Source organism: Arthrobacter sp. Y3221157, from assembly GCF_059089865.1.
This window is the reverse complement of record NZ_JBNHFD010000048.1, coordinates 1-20,549: the sequence shown is the minus strand read 5'-3', so window position 1 is coordinate 20,549 and position 20,549 is coordinate 1. Positions and strand designations below refer to the sequence as shown.

Annotated in this window: 21 protein-coding genes and 1 pseudogene; 13 read left to right on the top strand and 9 right to left on the bottom strand. The window is 67.2% G+C overall.

Features of this window, described 5'->3' with window-relative positions; translation table 11 throughout:
• Positions 1-105: 105 nt before the first annotated feature.
• Positions 106-783, top strand: coding sequence for a histidine phosphatase family protein (locus AC5RTT_RS12935; protein WP_494145534.1), 678 nt, complete (start codon positions 106-108; stop codon positions 781-783).
• On the opposite strand, the gene AC5RTT_RS12930 is transcribed toward AC5RTT_RS12935, so the two are convergent.
• From AC5RTT_RS12930 to AC5RTT_RS12920, 3 genes are read right to left on the bottom strand one after another with little or no spacing between them, the layout of a single operon-like run.
• Positions 780-1,712, bottom strand: coding sequence for a serine/threonine-protein kinase (locus tag AC5RTT_RS12930; RefSeq protein ID WP_494145533.1), 933 nt, complete (start codon positions 1,710-1,712; stop codon positions 780-782). The genes AC5RTT_RS12935 and AC5RTT_RS12930 overlap by 4 nt on opposite strands.
• A complete protein-coding gene (locus AC5RTT_RS12925; protein ID WP_494145532.1) occupies positions 1,709-1,981 on the bottom strand; it encodes a hypothetical protein in 273 nt (90 codons plus the stop codon). Before AC5RTT_RS12925 ends, AC5RTT_RS12930 begins: the two co-directional genes overlap by 4 nt.
• 59 nt (positions 1,982-2,040) lie before the next feature.
• Positions 2,041-2,568 carry a MarR family winged helix-turn-helix transcriptional regulator gene (locus AC5RTT_RS12920; RefSeq protein ID WP_494145531.1) on the bottom strand — a complete coding sequence of 176 codons (528 nt, stop codon included), beginning with the start codon at positions 2,566-2,568 and terminating at the stop codon, positions 2,041-2,043.
• A 154-nt stretch (positions 2,569-2,722) separates the two neighbouring features.
• Here AC5RTT_RS12920 and AC5RTT_RS12915 point away from each other — a divergent pair, with 154 nt between their 5' ends.
• Positions 2,723-3,226 carry a GNAT family N-acetyltransferase gene (locus tag AC5RTT_RS12915; RefSeq protein WP_494145530.1) on the top strand — a complete coding sequence of 168 codons (504 nt, stop codon included), beginning with the start codon at positions 2,723-2,725 and terminating at the stop codon, positions 3,224-3,226.
• 238 nt (positions 3,227-3,464) lie between these two features.
• Here AC5RTT_RS12915 and AC5RTT_RS12910 read toward each other — a convergent pair whose 3' ends face one another.
• Positions 3,465-4,520: an FAD-dependent monooxygenase gene (locus AC5RTT_RS12910; RefSeq protein WP_494145529.1), complete on the bottom strand. Its 1,056-nt coding sequence runs from the start codon at positions 4,518-4,520 to the stop codon at positions 3,465-3,467.
• A gap of 55 nt (positions 4,521-4,575) precedes the next feature.
• Here AC5RTT_RS12910 and AC5RTT_RS12905 point away from each other — a divergent pair, with 55 nt between their 5' ends.
• On the top strand, positions 4,576-5,112 hold the full coding sequence (locus AC5RTT_RS12905; RefSeq protein WP_494145528.1) for a TetR/AcrR family transcriptional regulator: 537 nt from the start codon (positions 4,576-4,578) through the stop codon (positions 5,110-5,112).
• Positions 5,113-5,194: 82 nt separating this feature from the next.
• Here the strand turns inward: AC5RTT_RS12905 and AC5RTT_RS12900 are convergent.
• Positions 5,195-5,595: pseudogene (locus AC5RTT_RS12900) on the bottom strand (FUSC family protein); the annotation flags it as partial.
• Between the two features lie 69 nt (positions 5,596-5,664).
• On the opposite strand from AC5RTT_RS12900, the gene AC5RTT_RS12895 reads away from it, so the two are divergent.
• From AC5RTT_RS12895 to AC5RTT_RS12870, 6 genes are all read left to right on the top strand, one after another.
• Positions 5,665-6,507, top strand: a complete 843-nt coding sequence (locus AC5RTT_RS12895) for an amino acid-binding protein (protein ID WP_494145527.1) — start codon at positions 5,665-5,667, stop codon at positions 6,505-6,507.
• Between the two features lie 270 nt (positions 6,508-6,777).
• On the top strand, positions 6,778-8,142 hold the full coding sequence (locus tag AC5RTT_RS12890) for an MFS transporter (protein ID WP_494051919.1): 1,365 nt from the start codon (positions 6,778-6,780) through the stop codon (positions 8,140-8,142).
• A gap of 78 nt (positions 8,143-8,220) precedes the next feature.
• Positions 8,221-8,901, top strand: a complete 681-nt coding sequence (locus tag AC5RTT_RS12885) for a GntR family transcriptional regulator (RefSeq protein ID WP_494011497.1) — start codon at positions 8,221-8,223, stop codon at positions 8,899-8,901.
• Complete coding sequence (locus AC5RTT_RS12880; RefSeq protein WP_494145526.1) at positions 8,901-9,689, top strand: aspartate/glutamate racemase family protein; 789 nt, start codon at positions 8,901-8,903, stop codon at positions 9,687-9,689. The genes AC5RTT_RS12885 and AC5RTT_RS12880 overlap by 1 nt, the downstream gene beginning before the upstream one ends.
• Before the next feature lie 30 nt (positions 9,690-9,719).
• Positions 9,720-11,147 carry an amidohydrolase family protein gene (locus AC5RTT_RS12875; protein ID WP_494145525.1) on the top strand — a complete coding sequence of 476 codons (1,428 nt, stop codon included), beginning with the start codon at positions 9,720-9,722 and terminating at the stop codon, positions 11,145-11,147.
• Between the two features lie 11 nt (positions 11,148-11,158).
• Positions 11,159-11,884, top strand: a complete 726-nt coding sequence (locus AC5RTT_RS12870) for a maleate cis-trans isomerase family protein (RefSeq protein ID WP_494145524.1) — start codon at positions 11,159-11,161, stop codon at positions 11,882-11,884.
• A 6-nt stretch (positions 11,885-11,890) separates the two neighbouring features.
• Here AC5RTT_RS12870 and AC5RTT_RS12865 read toward each other — a convergent pair whose 3' ends face one another.
• From AC5RTT_RS12865 to AC5RTT_RS12850, 4 genes are all read right to left on the bottom strand, one after another.
• The gene (locus AC5RTT_RS12865; RefSeq protein WP_494145523.1) at positions 11,891-12,811 is read right to left on the bottom strand and encodes a diacylglycerol/lipid kinase family protein; all 921 of its coding nucleotides are present in this window, start codon (positions 12,809-12,811) and stop codon (positions 11,891-11,893) included.
• 92 nt (positions 12,812-12,903) lie between these two features.
• Positions 12,904-14,277, bottom strand: coding sequence for an NAD(P)(+) transhydrogenase (Re/Si-specific) subunit beta (locus AC5RTT_RS12860; RefSeq protein ID WP_494145522.1), 1,374 nt, complete (start codon positions 14,275-14,277; stop codon positions 12,904-12,906).
• Positions 14,274-14,591 (bottom strand): NAD(P) transhydrogenase subunit alpha part 2, encoded by a 318-nt coding sequence (locus tag AC5RTT_RS12855; protein ID WP_494145521.1) that lies wholly within the window; start codon positions 14,589-14,591, stop codon positions 14,274-14,276. Before AC5RTT_RS12855 ends, AC5RTT_RS12860 begins: the two co-directional genes overlap by 4 nt.
• Entirely contained in the window at positions 14,591-15,760 is a 1,170-nt protein-coding gene (locus AC5RTT_RS12850; RefSeq protein ID WP_494145520.1) for a Re/Si-specific NAD(P)(+) transhydrogenase subunit alpha, read from the bottom strand. Before AC5RTT_RS12850 ends, AC5RTT_RS12855 begins: the two co-directional genes overlap by 1 nt.
• 324 nt (positions 15,761-16,084) lie before the next feature.
• Between AC5RTT_RS12850 and AC5RTT_RS12845 the strand changes: the two genes are divergently transcribed.
• The 4 genes from AC5RTT_RS12845 to AC5RTT_RS12830 all read left to right on the top strand — a co-directional run.
• Entirely contained in the window at positions 16,085-17,641 is a 1,557-nt protein-coding gene (locus AC5RTT_RS12845) for an ABC transporter substrate-binding protein (protein WP_494145519.1), read from the top strand.
• Positions 17,642-17,658: 17 nt separating this feature from the next.
• Positions 17,659-18,600, top strand: coding sequence for an ABC transporter permease (locus tag AC5RTT_RS12840; protein ID WP_494145518.1), 942 nt, complete (start codon positions 17,659-17,661; stop codon positions 18,598-18,600).
• Positions 18,593-19,423: an ABC transporter permease gene (locus AC5RTT_RS12835; RefSeq protein ID WP_494011487.1), complete on the top strand. Its 831-nt coding sequence runs from the start codon at positions 18,593-18,595 to the stop codon at positions 19,421-19,423. The genes AC5RTT_RS12840 and AC5RTT_RS12835 overlap by 8 nt, the downstream gene beginning before the upstream one ends.
• Positions 19,420-20,549 (top strand): ATP-binding cassette domain-containing protein (locus AC5RTT_RS12830; RefSeq protein ID WP_494145517.1); only part of this gene is annotated, 1,130 nt, incomplete at its 3' end. The genes AC5RTT_RS12835 and AC5RTT_RS12830, both read left to right, overlap by 4 nt.

Sequence of the window (20,549 nt, the reverse complement as noted above, 5' to 3'; positions counted from 1 at the left end):
GAATTACGACGGCGGCGCCGGGCTTGGAAAGGCCCGGCGCCTTCGCGTTATCAGGGGCAGCTGACGGGTCCGCAGCCGGGTCCCCGGGGTGCGAAACTGGAGAGCATGAAGCTGCTGCTCATCCGCCACGGACAGACCCCCGGCAACGTCCTCGGCCAGCTGGATACCGCCCATCCGGGGCCCGGACTGACAGAACTCGGTGAGCGGCAGGCCGAAGCCATGGCGCGGTCCCTGGCCAATGAACCAATCGGTGCCCTGTACGCGTCCACGCTGATCAGGACCCAAATCACAGCTGCTCCGCTGGGCAGGCTGCGCAGCCTTGACGTCGAAGTGCTCGATGGCCTGCATGAAATCGAGGCCGGCTCGCTGGAAAAACTCACGGACCACGAGTCGCACAAGCGGTATATGGGAACGGTCATCTCCTGGGCCGCCGGCGACCTTGGCCGGCGCATGCCGGGGGGACCTGACGGCCATGCCTTCTTTGAACGTTTTGATGCCGCTATCGAGCAAGTAGTGGAACGTGCCTTCCGGGGCAAGCATGGAACCGCCGCGCTGGTAAGCCATGGCGCCGCGATCCGAACCTGGGCGGGCCGCCGTGCCGAGGACGCCGACCATGAATTCGCTGCCCGCCATGTGCTGGCCAACACCGGAATCGTGGCCCTCGAAGGCGATCCCGACGCCGGCTGGAAGCTGATTCACTGGGATGGAAGCCCGATCGGCGGGCTGGCCCTGGCAGACCCGACGGCGGAGGACCCCACGGGCAGGGACGTGACCGGCCCCTAGACGAGCTGTCGGATCCTGCGGGCAGGAAAAACAGCCGTCCTGCGGCAGGGGTTGATGGCTTCATGGGCGGACTCGGGGAGAAGCCGGAACGCCATCCGCGCGGCCTCTGCCGCCGTCGGCCGCTCTGCACTGTCCATCGCCGTCAGGGAGCGGAGGAAGGACTGCCAGGCGGGCGGCAGCGAGTCGGGAATATGGGGGCTGCGGAGCGTTCGGGCCACCAGTGACTCGATGGCGGTCCCCGGAAATGCCTTGGCCCCGGTCAGGAGTTCCAAGAGGACAAGCCCCATGGAGTAAACGTCCCAGGACGGTTCGCTTTCCCCGCCGGATGCCTGCTCTGGACTCATGTAGTGCACGGTGCCGGATGATATGCCGGGTTCCGGCGCCGACCCCGCCGCCGCGGCGATGCCGAAGTCGATGATTCGCACCGGACTCCGCCGCAATCCACTCAGCATCAGGTTTGCGGGCTTGATGTCGCGGTGCACCAGCCCACGGCCATGCAGATGGGCGAGCGCGCCGAACAGCCCGACCGCCCAGCCGGCTACCTCCCCGGGATGTTTGCTGTTGCTGCGGACGGCCTCTGCAAGGCTGGTTCCCAGTGCAAGCTCCTCCACAATGAACGGCAGTCCGCCGTGCGGACCGCCGGACGGCATGACGCCCTGCGCAATGAACCTGATGATGGACGGGTGATGAAGGGCTGCCAGGACAGCCGCTTCGTTCCGGAAGCGCCCGTGCTGCTTGTCCGAGTTCTCCACTGCCAGCTTGACCGCAACATCCGGCCCGCCGTTGATGTCAACGGCCCGGAACACCTCCGCGACGGAACCGCGTCCCAGGCGTTCACGCAGCAGGTACCGTCCAGCGAGGACGCCATCTGCGGCAGGACGCGTTTCTCGGCGCCCACGAACCGGGGGTGCAAGGGCGGGCGGGCTCATGCGGCGTACGGTGCAGCGGCCTCGACAGGAGTGGCCGCCGGCGTGGCGTGCCAGGCGGTGGAAGTGTAAGGCTGCCAGGCGTCAAGCTGGAAACCGCACTGGCAGCGCCAGACCGGCGGCAGTTCCACCGCTCCTGGTCCTTCCGGTTCGAAGGTGTAGACCACGGCGCCACCCCCGATGGCAGGAGTCACCAGTTCCATGGGCGTACCGCAGTGCATTCCGTTGCTCTGCTGCGGCAAAACTTCGGTAAAAGTGATCAACAGGCTCACGACTCCATCGGGCAGTTCATTCAGAGGACCGATCGTAAGCTTACATATTACTAGTCAAGCTAGCTAGTCCAGCTAGCTACTTTTTGCATGCTGGCCTCCTGCGCGCTGACCGCCTCGGTCATCCGCTTCAGGAATTCCACTACCACGCGCGCCTCCTCCGCGGTCAGGCTTTCCGCAACAGCCATCATCCGGCGGTGCATGGCACCCAGCGTCTCGCGCACTTCCTTATCCGATTCCACCGTGGGGACAATGACGACGGACCGGCGGTCCGACGGGTGAGCCTCGCGCCGGACGTGACCACTCGCCACCAGCCGGTCGATCAGCGAGGTGGTGGAGGCGCTGGTGATGCCGAGGAACTGGCTCAGGTCCTTGGGCACCACGGCCTTGCCCGAGGCCTGCACCCGCAGAAGGTACCGCAGCGCCAGGAGGTCGGTTTCCCCCATCCCCATGGAGTCCCTGGTGGACCGGCGCATTGTGGTCTCTGCCGAGCGGTAATCGCGCAGGGACTTCAAAACGGCAGCGCCATAGTCCAGCTGCCCGTCCGGACCGTACCAGTAGCCGGAGCCTTCGTTACCTGTGGAAACCATAACAATAGTTTAGACTGCCTGATAACTAGACCGCCAAGTAACCTGGTTATTGCTGGCCCTTGGTGTTAGCCGGCCCCTTACCCGGAAGAAACACCCGCGTAACCACATGCTTCTAGCCTTTTAGTGCATAACCCTCCGGCGAAACGAGGCACTTATGCAGACCAATCCGAGGCTGAACATCCGCCAGGTTTCCTGGTCGAATCCCGTCGGGGCAGACCTGCGCCGGGCGCAGCAGGCGGAACTCGACGCCCGCTTCGGCACCACGGACCACGAACCAGGCACACCGCCGTCGAGCGCTGACTGTGCCGTCTTCATCGTTGCCTATGACAAAGGGTCGGGCCAACCCGTGGGGTGCGGCGGCCTGCGACTCCTGGACCCGACCACTGCAGAGATCAAGCGGTTGTATGTGGTCCCGTACACGCGCGGCTCGGGCGTGGCCAGCTCCATCCTTGCGGCACTGGAAGCGGAGGCTTTCAAGCAGGGAATCACGCGCATCAAGGCGGAAGCCGGCTCCGCGCAGCCGGACGGCCGGAACTTCTACCAGAATTCCGGGTTCGAGCCGGTACCGAATTTCGGCCCTTATGTGGGTCTGGAGCATTCCTACTGCTACGCCAAAAGCATCCACGCGCACAGTGCCGCCCATACCGCCATGGCGTAAGAGCGGCCGCGGGGCGTCACACTCCGCAAGCCGGTGATCCTGCTGATCGCGTTCGTCACCGCAAAGATCCCCTTCACGCTGCGCATGCTCAAGGCGTACCGGGCGGTCCGGCCGGAAAAGAGCGCGAAAGAACCGCCTGCCTGCAGTTGCTCCAGCCTCCCCCGGGGCAGAGCCGCCATATGCCGCCGCGTCCGCCTCAGGGGAGGACAGCAAGCTTCCAGCCGCGCCCGTGCCCTGATCAGGCCGCTGTGCCGCTTCCGACGGCGGCCCTTCCGTTCCGCCATCGGGCCAGGTTCAGGAGGTGGTCCCGGAAGGGCTGGGCACCGTCTGCCAGGGCAAGCCGCATCAATGCCATCGACCCCATGCTGAGGGCACGGGTGCGCAGCCGTCGCTGCCTGTTGTACGAGGCGAGTGCCTGACTTGGCGGAAGGCTGTTGAGCAGGTCTGCCAGTGTTACCGCGTCCACGAGCGACTCACAAGCACCGCGGCCCAGGTTGGGAGTCATTGCGTGCGCCGCGTCCCCAATGAGGACAACGCGGCCACGGACGAAGCTGTGAAGCGGCGGAGTGGTCCAGATCCTCTGGGCAAGGGAGAAGTCGGGAACGGCAGAAGTCAGCACCTGGCGGATCGCCGGCGCATGCCCGGCGAAACGTTGCCGTGCCTGCTCCAGCGCCTCTGCCACGTCGATCCCGGCAGGGCCGAGCCCGGAGCACCAGCTGGCGTACCAGTTGGTGCCGCCCGGCGCGGCCGCGATTCCGAACAGGTCGCCGCGCCCCCAGTACTCCCCAACGTCCCCGGGAGTGACGGGGGAAGGGACCGTGCCGCGCACGGCAAGGTAGGGCATAAGCCGGGCATTGCTGGCCTCGCCCCACACGTCGCGGCGGACAACACTGTGAACACCGTCGGCACCCACCACCAGGCCGCCCTCCGCCGGAAGACGCCGGACGTGAGCCGTGTTGCGGCAGACGCTTGCCGGCACGGCCGAATCAAGCAACCGGAGCAGGTGGGTCCTGGAGATGCCGAACATCCCGCCGCCGTCCACCGTGACCCAGGGCTGTCCAGCAGCGTTACGGATGGAACCGCTGCCGATCACCGGGCTGGCCGCCCGCGCCTCCGCGAGGATGCCAATCCGCGCCAGGGCACGCTGGGCGTTCGGCCACATCGCCAGCACAGTTCCGACGGCGGGCAGTTCCGGCCGCTTCTCATAGACAGTGACCCGAAACCGGGTTTGATCCAGGCAGGCCGCGAGCGCCAGCCCGGCGATGCCGCCTCCCACAATCGAGATCGTTTCCATGGGCAAATACTACTACTTTTGTAGTAGAACCGGAACAGGTCACTAGACTGGCTTCATGCCGGACCGCCGCACCCAACTGCTCGATGCCGCACTGACCGTGGTAGCGGACAAAGGGATGAAGGGCCTCACCCACCGGGCAGTGGATGCCGCAGCAGGACTGACGGAAGGGACAACGTCAAACTACTACCGCAACCGCGCAGCCCTGGTTGATGCAGTCCTCGACCGCCTGCTGCAACTGGATGCCGAACTCCTGCGGAACGTCGGCCCGGCCGGCCCGCCGTCGAACACTGCCGAACTGGCCGGACAACTCGCCGCGATGGTGCTGGGCCTGGCCAGGCAGCACACCGGGCTGACCCGCGCCCGAATGGCCCTTTCCCTGGACCATCCCGAGGCCGTGACGGCCGGGCATCGGCTTCTGGTGGGCAGATTGGAACAGATGCTGGTGGCGATGGGCGTCCCGGACGCACCGTCCCGGGCACGGGACGTGGCGGACTATGGCGACGGCCTCCTGCTCCACCTGCTGACCGTACGGCGCGACGACGAGCCGGACGCGGCCGCCGTTGCGGCCGCCATAGGGCGCCTGCTCGGCTAGCGTGCGCCCGGGCACTCCGTGTAGGCCTCCGCGAGGTACGCCAATGGTCCGGCATCCAGCGAACCGGGCCGCTGGGAAGCGGTCAGCCCGCCGTCGTCCGTTCCTGGAACCGGCGCCAGGCAACCGGGGCCAGGAACCACGGCAATGCCGACGGCGGCTCCAATCACCGTTTCAATGATGCGGTCGCGGAGCAGGATGGCGGGCGAGGACGGGACCACCAGGAGCGTGGAGATCAGGGCAAGCGGTGTCACGAAGACCTGGGCCAGCAGATACTGGCGTAATTGTGGCTGAATCCCAGCCGTTCCCCGGCCCAGGTGGCGAGCGCTCCGGCGAGTCCGGCAGCCACCAGGTAGCCGAGGCCCTCCAGCCAGGCCGCCCGCTTTTCGTCGGTGGTCCGGCGGAAGGGCCGGGGGCTGGTCCAGGGGTGCGGTGGCGGGGCAGAATCCTCGCGGAGATCCCGATCAGCAGGCACAGCGCCGTGGTGCCGGCGGGTTCCCTTGAATGGAACGAGGAGGCAATGCCACTGAAACAGCGGCCCGTGATGCTTATGCCATGAAGCCCAGTGCACGGAACTCCCCCGCGGCCGAACTGAGCTGTGAAGTCTGCGGCCTGATGCCCGAGCCGACTAAGGCGCGGCTGACCCTGGCGAACGTGGCCGTGATGCTCCCGATCGAACTCCTGGTGCATGCCCTGGTGGTGGGCACCGAGCTGCCATACCTGGCAAAAGTGCTGGCCTTGGCGGTCACCGCCACTGTCCTGGTCATCTGGGTGGCCGAACCCTCGGCCAGCAGGATCCTGCGCGGCTGGCTGCACGCGCCCGCCCTGCGGCTGCGCAGGAAGCTGGGCACCGCACCCGCGCTGTGGCGGGCGCGCGCCATCCTGCGCGATGAGCCCGGCTCGCTGCAGTGTGTCACCAGGGCGCTGGCCCGGACAGGTACCAACATCCTGAGCATCCACGTGCATCCGGTGCCCGGCGGCGTCCTGGACGAGTTTGTCCTTGCCGCACCCGGCGGTATCGGCGAGCGCGAGCTTCTAGATGCATTAGCCGACGCCGGCGGCTCCGCCCCGCGGGTGTGGCCGACCACCAGCCTGGCGATGGCTGACGGACAGACCCGCGCGCTGAGCCTTGCCGCGCGGATCGCGGATGCACCCGATGAACTGCCGCTTGCCGTGGCGGAACTGCTGCGGGCCCGGATCCTCACCCCGGCCGAAGAGGCTGCGGCCCCCGCCGCGAACGACGCCGGCACCCGGCTCAAGATCCCCACCGCATGGCACGGCCCCATCACCTTCGCCCGGCCCGGCGAACCGTTCACACCGGCAGAGTCCGCCCGGGCCCACCGGCTCGCAGAACTCGCCGAAATCCTGGCATACAGGTCGCCCGCGCCACCGGAATAGCACTACCTGCCCGGCTTCGCGGCGGTCACAATCCGTTTGCAGCAGTTTCCGGAGGGGACTTCGGGAAAATCCTTGACAGTGGCGCGGGTCACTCCTACCGTTGTTTTTGGGATCCCAAAGCGGGATCCCAAACCTGAACAGCCGGCGCTCCGGATAGCCGGCCGACGCGTTGCCCCTGATTCCGCGGAACCCGCCATCTCAGCGCCGGCCCGCCCATCCCGCACTTTCCCCATCCGTATACTTCCCCTACTTCCCCGTGAAGGAGAAGCTGTGTCCATTCCAAACACCGAGACAACGGCGGCGTCCGCCGGCGATACTTCCCCAGACCAGACCCCGGGCGAGACCCGCAAGGACGGCGTGCAACGGCGCACCTCCGTCCGCTGGAAGCTCTTCCTCCTGCTGCTGGTCCTCGTTGCCGTCAACTACATTGACCGGGGCTCCATCTCGGTTGCCCTCCCCATCATCCAAAAGGAGTTCAATCTCGCTCCTGAACTGGTGGGCCTCCTGCTCTCCGCCTTCTTCTGGACCTACGCCCTGATGCAGATTCCGGTTGGCTGGCTGATCGACAAGTTCGGACCCCGCAAGGTCATGACCGCCTCATGCGTCGGCTGGGGTGCGGCCACTGCCGCATCCGGCATGGCAGGTGGTTTCCTCAGCATGTTCATCGCCCGGATGGGCATCGGCGTCACCGAGGCGGGCGTGATGCCCGCCGGCGGAAAACTCAACGCCATCTGGATGCACAAATCCGAACGCGGCCGCGGTGCCACCATCCTCGATGCCGGCGCTCCCCTGGGTGCCGGGCTTGGCGGCATCATCATCGCCGGGCTCATCGCGGCCACCGGCAGCTGGCGCTGGGCGTTCGTCATCGCCGGCGCCGCCACGGTACTCATGGGCGTGGCCGTCTGGTGGTACGTCCGCGACAATCCCCGGGAGCACCGTGGGGTCAACGAGGCCGAGGCTGCCTATATCGAGGCCTCCCACGCCGAAGAGGATGCCGAGGCAAAACTGGATGGCAGCCAGGGCAAGCGCGCATTGCTCCCCTACCTCAAATTCCGTTCCTTCTGGGCCATGTGCTTGGGATGGCTGGGGTTCAACGGCGTGTTCTACGGCCTGCTGACCTGGGGACCCCTCTACCTGGCACAGGCAAAGGGCTTCGATTTGAAGACCATCGGCTGGTCCACCTTCGTGATCTTCGGAGCAGGTTTCGTGGGCGAGATCATCGGCGGCACCATCGCCGACAAGTGGCGGGCCTCCGGCGCGTCGGCCAACCGCGTCATGCGCACCCTGCTGGGCATCTCCAGCGCCGTGGTCATCGGCGGCCTGGTTGGCGTCACGCTGGTCGCGGACCCCACCACCGCCGTCGCACTGCTCTCGCTTGTCATGTTCTTCCTGCGCTGGGTGGGCCTGTTCTGGAGCATCCCCTCCATCCTGGGCGGCCGCACGAATGCGGGTGTCCTGGGCGGGGCGATGAACTTCAGCGGCAATATCTCCGGCTTCGTCACTCCCATCGCCGTGGGACTGATTGTGGGTGCAACGGGCTCCTACACCTGGGCGCTGCTCTACTTCGTGGGCTCGGCGATTGTCATGGGCGCCTCCGTGCTGACGCTGAACTACAACAAGCGGCTTCCTGTCTAAGCTAGCCATCCAAGGCAACACCTGATCCGCGTTCCCGCTGCCGGGAGCCGTGTCCATCAAGAATCCGATTGGAGCACCATGCTGACCGCAGAAGAAACCCAGGACAAAGAACGCCCGCTGCGCGAGGCCGTCCGGGACACGCTCCGCACCCGGATTTTCGAAGGACACTACCCTCCCGGCACGCGGCTGGTGGAACGCGACCTCGCGGCTGAATTCTCCGTCTCCAGGCTTCCGGTCCGCGAAGCACTCCGCATGCTCCGCCAGGAGGGGCTGATCAGCGACCGGGGCGCCCGGGGAGCAGAAGTCAGCACCCTGAGCCCCAAGGATGTGGAGGACCTCTTCGATGTCCGCCAGTCCCTGGAAGTCCTGGCCTGCCGGCTCGCCGCTGTGCGGGCCACCGCAGAAGACCTTGCGTACCTGAAGGGGCTGCTGGACAGCGCAGACGATTTCCTGGCCAAGGGCGCCGTGATGGAAGCACACCGTGCCAACAGCGAATTCCACGATGCCATCACAGGCATCGCCGACAACAACTTCCTTAAGTCGGCACTGGAGCCCCTGCAGGGCCGGATGCACTGGCTGTTCCGCCATGTGAGCGACCTGCCGGAGCTGATCAGGGAACACCGCGAACTGTATGCCGCGATTGCCAGCGGCGATCCCGACCGTGCCGCGGCACAGTCTGCGTCCCACATCGGCAAGTACCGGGAGCAATTCCCGGAGGACTTCCAAAAAACCGAACCCCAACTTCACCGGAAGAGATAATGCGACTCCTGGTCATCAACCCCAACATCAGCGACGATGTCACAGCCCTGATCGAATCCGAGGCACTGCGCTCCGCCGCGCCCGGGACCGAGCTGGTGGTCCGCACGGCCCGCTACGGTATGGAGTACATCGAGACCCGCTTTGAATCCCTCGTGGCCGCCGGCGCCGTGGCTGAAATCATTGCCACGCATACCCTCCCCGGCGCTGAAACCGTGGATGCAGTGGTGGTTGCGGCCTTCGGCGACCCCGGGATGCCGGCGCTGAAGGAACTGGCCGGCGTGCCCGTCATCGGCATTACCGAAGCTGCGCTCTGCGCCGCCGCACTGCAAGGCCACCGCTTTTCCATCATCGCCATCTCGGACCGGATCAGGCCCTGGTACCAGGACTGCGTGGACCGGTTCGGCCTTGCCGGACGGCTGGCCTCCCTCCGTTCGATCAACGAATCCCTTAAGGGCATCAGCTCCGTCCAGCAGGACTTCAAGGAAACCCTTCTGGCACTGAGCCGCCAGGCCGTGGCGGAGGACGGCGCCGACGTCGTCATCCTGGCAGGAGCCCCGCTCGCCGGGCTCGCCCGCGAACTGAAGGGACAGATCCCTGTTCCCGTGGTGGACGGGATCTCCGCCGGAATCCGGATGGCGGAAGCGGTGGCGGGACTCCAGTCCGGCCCGCACCGTGCAGGCGCCTTCGCTCCGCCGCCCGCCAAGTTCCGCGCCGGCCTCAGCCCGGACCTCGACGCAGCCCTCACCGCAGCCCAGGACAGCGCAGTCGCCGCGCTGCCCACCGCCTGAAGCAGCAGCTTTCCCCGAAGGAGGACACCGATGTCCCGCCAGCCAGACCTTGTCATTGCCAACGCCACCGTGGTCAACAGCGATGGGCGCAGGGCCGCCCATATCGTGGTCCGGGACGGCCTGGTCGCCGAACTCGCCGACGCCGCCGGGCCAGCGCCTGCCGCCGCACGGACCATCGACGCCGCGGGCAGGCTGGTGATACCCGGCGGCGTGGACGGCCACTGCCATGTTGCCCAGGTGACAGGCCGCTTCCGCACCCTGGACGACTACCGCACCACATCCACCGCAGCCCTGTGGGGCGGCACTACTACCATCATCGACTTCGGAATTCCACGGGACGCCCAAGAAACACCGCTCGCCGCCGTCCTGAACAAGAAGGAGCTGGCCATCGAATCCCGGTGCGACGTGGCCCTTCACGGTGCCGTGATCAACTGGGACGAAACGGTGCCGTGGCAGCTGGAGCAGCTCGCCGCCGAAGGGGTGCGGTCGGTGAAGATGTATACCACCAACCGCGGCACCACCATGGCCGACGGGGACACCATCCTCAAGGTCATGCGTGAGATGGTCCGGCTGGACGGCCTTACCTACATCCATGCCGAGCACGACCCCATCATCGCTGACTGCACGGAACAGCACGCGCAGGATGGCCGGATCGGCATCGGGCACCTGCACCGGACCCGGCCCGAGCTGGCCGAAGAAACCTCCGTCAAGGAGACCCTGGCCATGGCCGAATACACCGGTGCTCCCGTGTACTTCGTGCACCAGTCCACACCCGGGGCGGTGGACCTGGTTTCCAATGCGCGCGCCCGTGGATTGGAGGCCTTCTCAGAGACCTGCCCGCATTACGTCACCCTGGACGATTCGGTCTACGGCTCAGCCTTTCCGGAGTGGTTCGCTTGCTGCCCTCCCATGCGCAGCGCCCGGACAGTGGCCGCGCTCAGGGAACGGCTGGCCACCGGTGCCATCCACACCATGTCCTCGGACCACTCCTGCTACGACCTCTCCCAGAAGCGCGAACGGACTGACGACGTCCGCGCCATGCCGCATGGCCTGCCCGGCGTGGAGACCAGGATGCCCGTCACCTTCACGGCAATGACAGCCGAGGGCGCCAGCGTGGAGGCCTTCGTGGAGGCCTTCTCCGCCGGCCCGGCGCGGATTAACGCCGTGCCCGGAAAAGGCCGCATCGCCGAAGGGTTCGACGCCGACCTCGTCATCTTCGACCCCGCCGAGGAACGCACCGTTGACGGCGCGAACCTGCACATGGGAACCGACTTTTCGCCTTTCCACGGGGACGTGCTGGCCGGCTGGCCCGCCGTCGTTGTTTCCCGCGGCCGGGTGGTGCTGGACGGGGAGGGATTCCACGATCCCGGCGCCGCCGGCCGCTTCCTCGCCCGCAACGGCTTCCGCCAGCACCAGTCCATCTCCCCCGCCGGCGTTACCCACGCCGCAGCTATCTAGGAGCACCCCATATGCCAGCGACAACACGGCCCCGCAGGATCGGCATGATCGTGCCGTCCTCCAACACCTGCCTGGAGCCGCAGACCTACCGGATCCTCGGTAACCGCACCGACGTCACGGTCCATTTCACCCGCATTCCGGTCACCAGGATCGCCTTGGACGATTCTTCCCACCGGCAGTTCGATGCGACTGTCATGCGCGAGGCGGCCACGCTTCTTGCGACGGCGGACGTGGACGTTATTGCCTGGAACGGCACCTCCGGCTCCTGGCTCGGTTCTGCACACGACCGTGAACTCGTGGCAGAGATTACCGACGCCACCGGCATCCCCGCCACCACATCCACCCTGGCCTACCTCGAGGCATTTGGGACTTTCGGCACAGAACGGATGGCGCTGTTCACCCCGTACACGGAGGACGTCAACCGCCAAATCGTCGCTTCCTACGAACGGGACGGGATCAAGACAGTTGACCACCGTGCCCTGGGCCTAAGCGACAACGAGTCGTTTGCCCGGGTCACCGACGATGAAATGCGGCCCGGTTCGCGGGAACTGGCAGCTGCATCCCCGGACGCACTGGTGTACCTGTGCACGAACCTCTACGGCGCCAACATCACGGCGGAAATCGAGGAAAGCACCGGCGTTGCCGTGCTGGATTCGGTGGCGGTGACGCTGTGGCATGCCCTGAAGCTCGCAAACGCACCGCTGCTGGAGCCGCGGTGGGGCAGGTTGCTGGGGTAGCAACACCTACATCCGCAGGGTCAGGGCCCCCGGATCCAGGGTCATCAGGACGTGCTTGCCCTGGCCCTCATGGTCGCCGTCCAGCTGGTAATCGTCGTTGTGCTCCAGGATGATTTCCACGGATTTGCCCTGGAAATACTCCACGGAAGTATCCTTGTTCCGGCCCTTGACGATCATTCCGGCGAGTACCGAGAGCCAGCCCAGCCGCCCATGGTGGGGGGCCAGGACGGCCACATCCAGCAGCCCGTCATCCATCTTCGCCTCAGGGAAGATCTCCAGTCCGCCCTGGACCTTGCCGCAGTTACCCACCATGACGCTGCGGACCCCGCGGTGCACGGCCCGCTTGCCGTCGATGACAACGGTAGCCCTGACCGGCTTGCCTGGCAGGTTGCGGATGCCGGCGTCCACGTAGGCCAGCCAGCCCACCTTGTGCTTCAGCTCCTCGTCCGTGTCCGCCATGATGGTGGCGTCGTAGCCAACGCCCGCCATCACCAGGAACAGCTGTTCCATGTCAGGGTCGCTCCGGCGGGCGCGGACGACGTCGATCTTGCGCTCGGTTCCTGCGAGGGCGCCGGCCATGGCACCGTCAAAGTCCGTGATGTCCATGCCCAGGTTGCGTGCCAGCAGATTGCCCGTGCCAAGCGGCAGCAGGCCCATCGGGACCTCCCCGCCGGAGAGGACTTCGGCCACGCACCGTACGGTGCCGTCACCGCCGCCGGCAATCACGATGTCGGCGCCCTGGGCGAGGGCCTCCTTCGCCTGGCCCACGCCGGGGTCCTCCTTGGTGGTCTCGAACCACATCGTCTCGCCCCAGCCGTTTTCGGCGGCGTGCCGGGCGGCAAGTTCCTTGACGTCGATGTCCACCGTTTTGGCCGGATTGATAATGATGGCTGCGCGCTGGGGGGTGAGCGGGCGGGTGGCAGTCATGGCGTCCTTCGGTGGCAATTGGAAAGGCTACTTCTGAAAGAAGGGTAGCCTGCCGGGGCCGGGTTCGGAGCCGGTGTGGCAACGTCCGCAGGCTACAGCGCCTTCACTGCTCCCAGCACCTGCGCCAAAGATTCCTTCGCATCGCCGAAAAGCAGGGACGTCTGCGGCTGGTACAGCAGCTCGTTTTCGATGCCAGCGAAACCCGGCCGCATGGAGCGCTTGAGGAACACTACCTGCCGCGCCTCGGCCACCTCCAGGATGGGCATGCCGTAGATCGGCGAACCGGAGGAGGTCTTGGCTGCCGGGTTCACTACGTCGTTGGCGCCCACCACCAGCGCCACGTCCGCCGTCTTGAATTCGGGGTTGATCTCCCCCATTTCCTTGAGCGACTCATACGGCACGTTGGCCTCTGCCAGGAGCACGTTCATATGCCCGGGCATCCGGCCCGCCACCGGATGGATGGCGAAATCGACGTCGATGCCCCGCGCTTCCAGGGCGTCAGCCAGCTCCGCCGCCGTATGCTGCCCCTGCGCCACCGCCAAGCCGTAGCCGGGGACAATGATCACCCGCTGCGCGTATCCGAGCAGCACCGCCACATCCTCCGGACTGGAGGACCGGACGGGACGTTCGCTCACGGCGTTGGAACCCGCCGTCGACCCTCCCCGGAAGGCGCCGAACAGGATGCCGGCCACGCTGCGCCCCATCGCTGCGGCCATGGCGCGCGTGAGGATGGTACCGGAGGCGCCCACCAGGGTGCCGGCCACCACCAGGAGGACGTTGCCGAGCACTACGCCGGACGCGGCGACGGCCAGGCCGGTGAACGCGTTCAGCAGCGAGATCACGATGGGAACGTCCGCCCCTCCCACAGGCAGCACCAGCAGGACGCCGGCGGCCAGCCCCAGCACAAGGAGCAGCACCGCAAGGACGGGGGAACCGGTGAGGACGACGGCGACGGCGGACGCCACGGCGGCGAGCAGCACCGCCGCCATCACAACGGGGAGCCCGGGAAACACCACGGGACGGGTGGTCATCAGTTCCTGGAGCTTCGCGAACGTGACGCCGGACCCGGCGAACGAGACGGCGCCCACCAGGAGCGTGAACACGATGGCAAGACGTACCCAGGGATCGTCCGTGTGGGCCAGTTCGAGGAGGGCCACGAGGGCAGCGGCACCACCGCCGACGCCGTTGAAGATGGCCACCAGCTGGGGCATTTGCGTCATCTTCACGCCCCGGGCCACCGGGGCTGCCACCACGGTGCCCACCGCGATGGAGCCGAGGATCCAGGGGATGTTGTCCAGCCGCACGGACAGGAACACCGTGAGTACGCCGATCAAGGCACCAAGTGCCCCGATGAGGTTACCGCGGCGGGCGGTCCGCGGGGAGCTGAGGCCGCGCAGCGCCAGGATGAAGAACACGGCAGCCACGAGGTACAGCAGTGCCGTCCAGACGGGATCGAGGAGGATCATTTGCTGCCTGCCTTTTTCGCCGCCGGCCGGGTGACCTCTTTCTTCGCGTGGAACATGTGCAGCATCCGGTCCGTGACCACGAAGCCGCCCACCAGGTTGGCGGTGGCCAGGACGACGGCCAGCAGCGCGATGGCCAAGACCCATGGGTCGCTGGCCTGGCCGGCGACGATGATGGCGCCCACCAGGATGATGCCGTGGATGGCGTTGGCGCCGGACATCAGGGGCGTGTGCAGGGTGCTGGAAACTTTGGAGACCACCTCGAACCCAACGAACACGGCCAGGACGGTGATGGTCAGCAGGCTCATTCCGTCCATCAGAGTGCCCCTTCCTGCCGTGCGTGGATTCTCTGTGCCAGCAGTTCGGCGGTGGGCTGGTGCCGCACCCCGCCGTCGTGGGTCAGGCACGCGCCCGCCAGCACCTCGTCGCCGAAGTCCGGGGCAACGGTGCCGTCCCGCACCATGAGCGCCAGCAGGTTTGCCACGTTCTTGGCATAAAGCCGGGACGCATCCGAGGCCATTGCGGACGCCGGATCCTTGAGCCCGACCAGGCACACGTGCCCGGCGCCGTCGGCAGTGGGGACCGCGATATCCGCACCGGCGACCACGCCCTCCACGTTGCCGCCCGATTCGGCAGCGAGGTCGACGACGACAGAGCCGGGCCGCATGCCCTGCACCATTTCCCGGGTCACCAGGAGCGGGGCGGGCCTGCCGGGGATGGCCGCCGTCGTAATGAGGACGTCCGACTGGGCGACGTGAGGTGCCAGCAGCTGCCGCTGCCGGGTTCCGGCGTCGCTGCTGAGCTGGCGGGCGTAGCCGCCGGCCGCTTCCACCGTCTCGAGGTCCAGCCGGATGAAGGTGCCGCCCATGGATGCGACTTCGTCAGCGGATGCGGGGCGGATATCGTTCGCGAAGACACGGGCTCCCAGCCGCTTCGCGGTGCCGATGGCCTGCAGCCCTGCCACGCCGGCGCCGAGCACCAGGACCCTGGCGGGGGGCACCGTCCCGGCAGCCGTCATGTAGAGGGGAAAGAAGTGCGGCAGCCGGATGGCCGCTTCCAGGACGCAGCGGTAGCCGGCCACCAGGGCCTGGGAACTGAGGGCGTCCATTGACTGCGCCCGGGAGATCCGGGGGACCAGTTCCAGCGCGAAGGAGGTGATGCGCCCGGCCGCGAGCGCCTGCACGGTGTCCAGTTCGGACGACGGCGAGGCGAGGCCAACGGTTACCGCCCCCGGCTTCAGGGAAAGGGCCGTATGCGGGTCCAGGGGCCGGACGTGGACCAGGACATCGAGTTCCTTCGCTTCCAGCAGGGGTACGACGGCGGCTCCGGCCTGGCGGTACTCGTCGTCCGCATGTCCGGCGGCTTCACCGGCGCCGGACTCTATGAGCACTTCAAGGCCCATGCCTGCCAGTTGCTTGACCGATTCCGGCGTCGCGGCCACGCGCCGCTCGCCCTCGCGGTGTTCCCGCGGTATGCCCAGTTTCACCCGCCAAGCTCCCTCCTGCCGCGACCGGCAGTCGTGTGGCAGCCGCTCTGCTGCGCACAGTTGGCTTGAGTCTAGAGCGCCCGCTGCTGCTGCGGGAGTGGGGCGGCGGCCTTGGATGGCAAACAGTTACGTTTGGCCCACACCCGCCCGCCCTTAGCAGAATTTTTGGGCAGATATGGGGACTTCCAAGGCCCGCTGGGCGGCCGAGTCATCTGGCGGGCGGGAACGACATCAAATTCACACTTTTCAGGAAGGGAAGGCTACCCTAAGTCGTTCCCATCTTTTGTTCCTGCTTCCCCGGCAGCCCTGCAAGGCGGTATTTTCGTGCGCTCGTTCCTTCGGCCCCGCGTCCTCGTGGCAGCCCTCGCCACCCTCACCCTGGCCGGCTGCGGCTTCAGCGGCACCCAGACGCAGTCAGTCCAAAGCACCGCCGCCGCGGACACCAGCCAGCGCATCGTGGTGGACAACTTCCGGGCCCCGGTGGCCAACTGGGCCATCGAATCAGATGCCGCCTACATCCTCTCCCTCTCCGGCTGCCTGGAGACGCTGACCAAGTATGACCAGGCCGAGGGCAAGATTGTGCCGTTCCTGGCCACCGAATGGAAGCAATCTTCCCCGCTGGACTGGGACTTCACCATCCGCCAGGACGTGTCGTTCCAGGACGGAACCAAGCTCACTGCCGAAGCCGTGGTGGCCGCACTGAACCACGTCCTGGATGCCAAGGTCCCTGCCCGCGCCTTCAACCGCACCATGATCAGCAATGTCAGCGCCGTGGACGGAAGCACCGTCCGTGTGAGCACCCCGGCCGAGAACCCTTTGGTCCCGTACCGTCTGGCGAGCGTCAACACCGGCATCCTCGCCCCGGCAGCCTACAAGGACACTGAGGTGGACCCGTTCGGGCACTGCACCGGCCCCTTCACCGCGGTCTCGGAAAAAACCAAGCAGTCGCTGACGCTTGACCGCAACGAAAACTACTGGGGCGGTGACGTGCAGCTGGCAGGGGCGGAGATCCGCTTCATCACCAACGGCGCCACCCGCGCCGCCCAGGTCCAGACCGGCGAAGCGGACATCTCCCTCTCCATCCCCGTCGCCAGCCTGGCCACCCTGAAGGGCGCTGCCGGCGTCACCGTGCTGGGCGCCGACTCACCACGTACCGCCACGTTGTACATGAACAACGGCCGCGCCCCGCTCGACAACGTCGACGTGCGCAAGGCAATCCGCGATTCCCTGGACCTGGACGCCCTGGCTGCCAGCGTCTATGAAGGCGCGGCCCTGCCCGCCACGGGACCTTTCGCACCGTCGGAGCCCTGGGCCGGCGACGCGCAGGAGGAGCACAAGCAGGACCTGGAGGCGGCCCGCGCCCAGCTGGAAAAAGCCGGCTACACCCCTGACCGCCCGCTGGAGATCATCGCCATCGTGGAGCGCGCCGAGTTCGCAGACGTCGCCGCGGTCATCCAGGAGAACCTGAAGACCATCGGCATCCCGCTGTCCATCCAGGCAAAGGAATACGCTTCCGCGGAACCTGACGTGCTGGCGGGCAACTACGACATGCTGCTCAGCCAGCGCAACCGGCTGATCGACATCGCCGACCCCATCGGCTTCCTGACTGCCGACTACACCTGCAAGGGCACGTACAACCTGAGCCACTTCTGCGATGCCGAGTACGACAGGATCATCGCCGAGGCGGCCAAGACAGTGGACACCAACGAACGGTACAAGCTGTACGCGGAAGCCGGTCGGATCCTCCGGGACAAGGCGGTCAACGCCTGGCTGGTCAACGAACAGGCCACCGACGCGATACGCACGGATGTCCTGAACTACGTGCAGGATCCCCTCTCCCGGTACGTCCTGACGGCAAAGACGGCCAAGGCCGCCTCCTAGCCCCTCAGGACCACCGCATGCTGCAGTTCATCGCCAAACGGACGGCCACCCTGGTGGCCGCCGTCGCTGTGTCCTCTTTCGCGGTGTTCCTCATCCCCTACGTCACCCCCGGCGACCCGGTCCGGAAAATCATCCGGTCCAGGGTCACCGGGGATGCCATCGAAGACTCCTCCGTCCAGGCCCTCGCCCAGAGCCTGGGACTGAACGATCCCCTGGCCGCCCAGTACTTCCGGTGGCTGGGCAACTTCTTCAGCGGCGACATGGGGCTGTCCTACGTCAGCCGCACCCCCGTCGCCGAGCAGGTCCTGCCCGCGCTTGCCGTCACGCTCAGCCTCGTGGCCATGGCGCTGGGGCTCGCCGCCGCCGTCGCCCTTCCGCTCGGCATTATCTCCGGACTGCGTCCCGGCAGCCTTCCGGACAAGGCCATCACTGCCGTGAGCCAGGCGTTCATCGCAATGCCGGAGTACTGGGTGGCGCCGGTGCTGGTCCTGGTCTTCGCCCTCAAACTCTCGGTGCTGCCCACGGCCGGGTGGAACGACCTGTCCTCGGCGGTCCTTCCTGCCCTGACCCTGGCACTGCGTCCCATCAGCTTCTTCACCTCCGCGGTCCGCGCCGGCATCATCGACGCAGCAGCAGCGGACCACGTCCCGGCTGCCCGGGCGCGCGGCCTGAGCCATGCCCAGTCCATCGTCCGGCATGTCATTCCCAACGGGCTGGTACCCCTGTCCACCCTGTTCGCCGTCTGGTTTGCCGGGCTGCTGGGCGGCTCCGTGATCGTGGAGGTGATCTTCGCGGTGCCCGGCATGGGCCGGCTGCTCTTTGATTCCGTGGTCAACAGCGACATCCCCCTCGCACAGGGCGGCGTGGTGGTGGTCGTGGCGCTTGCCGTGGCGGTAACCACCCTTGCCGATTTCGTCCACCGCTTCCTCAACCCCACGGTGGGAGGTTCCCTTGCGTAGCCGGATCACCGTAACAACCGTGGCAGCGTCGGTCCTGGCCCTGATCGTCCTGGCGGTGCTCCTGGCCCCGTGGATCTCGCCCTACCCGCCCGCGGAGCAGAACCTGGCACTGCGCCTGGCACCGCCGTCGGCAGCGCACTGGCTCGGCACCGACAACCTGGGCCGGGACACGCTGAGCCGGATACTGGAGGGTGGCCGGTTCTCCATGTCCGTCGCCGCACTGGCAACAGTGCTGACCTGCATCCTGGGCGCGGGCATCGGCATCCTTAGCGCCCGGCGCCGCGGCTGGGTGGATGAGTTCCTCACCCGCACCAACGATGTCCTGCTCGCGCTGCCGGAGATGGTGGTAGCGCTGTTCATCGTGGCAGCCCTCGGCACCGGATTCGGCCCCCTGCTGCTGGCGCTCACGGTCACCGGCTGGACGCCCTTCGCCCGGCTGGCCCGGACCCTGGCGTACGACGTCTCCGCCCGCGGATTCGTGGACGCCGCCCGGGTGCTGGGCTGCAGTCCGCGCTTCATTATCTTCCGGCATGTCTTGCCGCACCTTGCCGCCCCGATCCTGGGCCAGGCCACCCTGCGGTTCGGCCACCTGCTCATCAGCGTGGGCGCCCTCTCCTACCTGGGCCTGGGCGTCCAGCCGCCGCAGTCGGACTGGGGCTCCATGCTGGCCGCGGCGCAGCCGTTCGCCGACCGCGCACCGCTGGGCATCCTGGCCCCGGGGCTGGTCATCTTCACGGTTGCCCTCTGCGTCACACTGCTGGGCCAGCGCGCCGCCCACATGGCCGCCGGGCCCCTGCTGCTCCCTGCGGCGGCAGACACGTGAGCGCCCGGCTGGTGCTGGACGGCCTGGAGGTCCGGCAAAAAACGGACGACGGCGGATACGGCCGCCGTTTGCTCTCCGACGTCTCCCTCGCCGTCGAGCCTGGCGAGTTCGTGGCGCTGGTGGGCAGCTCCGGATCGGGAAAGACGCTCACCGCCATGTCCTGCCTGCGGCTGCTGCCCCCGCAACTGGAAATCACCGGCGGGTCCATCCGGCTGGGGAACCAAGACCTGACCAGCGCCGGCGAACCCGAACTCAATGCGGTCCGCGGCGGGCGGTTGGGCATGCTGTTCCAGCAGCCCAAGCGGATGTTCAACCCCAACCGGACAATCGGCAACCACTTAAAAGAGCCGCTGCGCCTGCACGCCGGGCTGCGGGGGCACAAAGCCCGGGCCAAGGCCCTGGAGCTGCTGGAGGAAGTGGGTTTCGCCGACCCCGGCAAAGGCCTCAGGGCTTTCCCGCACCAGCTCTCCGGAGGCATGGCCCAGCGCGCCATGACCGCCCTGGCGCTGGCCGGGCAGCCGGACATGCTCCTGGCGGACGAGCCCACGTCCGCCCTGGACAAGATGCTGGAACGCCAGGTGCTGCAGCTGCTGGACCGCGAACGCCGCGAGCGAGGGCTCGGCATCCTGTACATCACTCACAACCTGGCCTCCGTTGCCGCGTACGTGGACCGTGTCCTGGTCATGAACTCCGGCAGCATCGTGGAGGGCGGACCCGCAGGTGAGCTGCTCACCCGCCCCACAACGGACTATGCCCGGGACCTGCTGGCGGCGGCGCAGCTGGCACCCGCATCCCGGCGTCGTCCGTCCCCCGGGGAAAGCGACGTGCTGGTCCTGGACAAGGTGGGCAAGCGCTTTGGGCGCAGGCGCGGCAGTCCTGTGCTGGAAGATGTCTCACTCTCGCTCCGCCGCGGGGAGATCCTGGGCGTGCTCGGCCAGTCCGGGTCTGGCAAGAGCACCCTGGCCAAGGCGATCGTCGGGCTTGACGAGGCCAGTGCCGGGACCATCAGCCGGCGGTTCGACGGCGACGCAGCCCGGCGGCCCACGGCAGTGCAGCTGGTGTTCCAGGAGCCGCACGGCGCATTCGACCCCCGCATGACCCTCCGGGCCAGCCTGCAGGCGCCGCT

Bases quoted from the DNA above. Each gene is read 5' to 3' on its own strand.
- AC5RTT_RS12860 (WP_494145522.1), bottom strand. From the start codon at position 14,277: ATGATCCTCCTCGATCCCGTCTGGACGGCACTGCTGTACCTCGTGGCT.
- AC5RTT_RS12855 (WP_494145521.1), bottom strand. From the start codon at position 14,591: ATGGACGGAATGAGCCTGCTGACCATCACCGTCCTGGCCGTGTTCGTT.
- AC5RTT_RS12915 (WP_494145530.1), top strand. From the start codon at position 2,723: ATGCAGACCAATCCGAGGCTGAACATCCGCCAGGTTTCCTGGTCGAAT.
- AC5RTT_RS12905 (WP_494145528.1), top strand. From the start codon at position 4,576: ATGCCGGACCGCCGCACCCAACTGCTCGATGCCGCACTGACCGTGGTA.
- AC5RTT_RS12870 (WP_494145524.1), top strand. From the start codon at position 11,159: ATGCCAGCGACAACACGGCCCCGCAGGATCGGCATGATCGTGCCGTCC.
- AC5RTT_RS12880 (WP_494145526.1), top strand. From the start codon at position 8,901: ATGCGACTCCTGGTCATCAACCCCAACATCAGCGACGATGTCACAGCC.
- AC5RTT_RS12920 (WP_494145531.1), bottom strand. From the start codon at position 2,568: ATGGTTTCCACAGGTAACGAAGGCTCCGGCTACTGGTACGGTCCGGAC.
- AC5RTT_RS12935 (WP_494145534.1), top strand. From the start codon at position 106: ATGAAGCTGCTGCTCATCCGCCACGGACAGACCCCCGGCAACGTCCTC.
- AC5RTT_RS12930 (WP_494145533.1), bottom strand. From the start codon at position 1,712: ATGAGCCCGCCCGCCCTTGCACCCCCGGTTCGTGGGCGCCGAGAAACG.
- AC5RTT_RS12885 (WP_494011497.1), top strand. From the start codon at position 8,221: ATGCTGACCGCAGAAGAAACCCAGGACAAAGAACGCCCGCTGCGCGAG.
- AC5RTT_RS12895 (WP_494145527.1), top strand. From the start codon at position 5,665: ATGAAGCCCAGTGCACGGAACTCCCCCGCGGCCGAACTGAGCTGTGAA.
- AC5RTT_RS12875 (WP_494145525.1), top strand. From the start codon at position 9,720: ATGTCCCGCCAGCCAGACCTTGTCATTGCCAACGCCACCGTGGTCAAC.
- AC5RTT_RS12910 (WP_494145529.1), bottom strand. From the start codon at position 4,520: ATGGAAACGATCTCGATTGTGGGAGGCGGCATCGCCGGGCTGGCGCTC.
- AC5RTT_RS12865 (WP_494145523.1), bottom strand. From the start codon at position 12,811: ATGACTGCCACCCGCCCGCTCACCCCCCAGCGCGCAGCCATCATTATC.
- AC5RTT_RS12840 (WP_494145518.1), top strand. From the start codon at position 17,659: ATGCTGCAGTTCATCGCCAAACGGACGGCCACCCTGGTGGCCGCCGTC.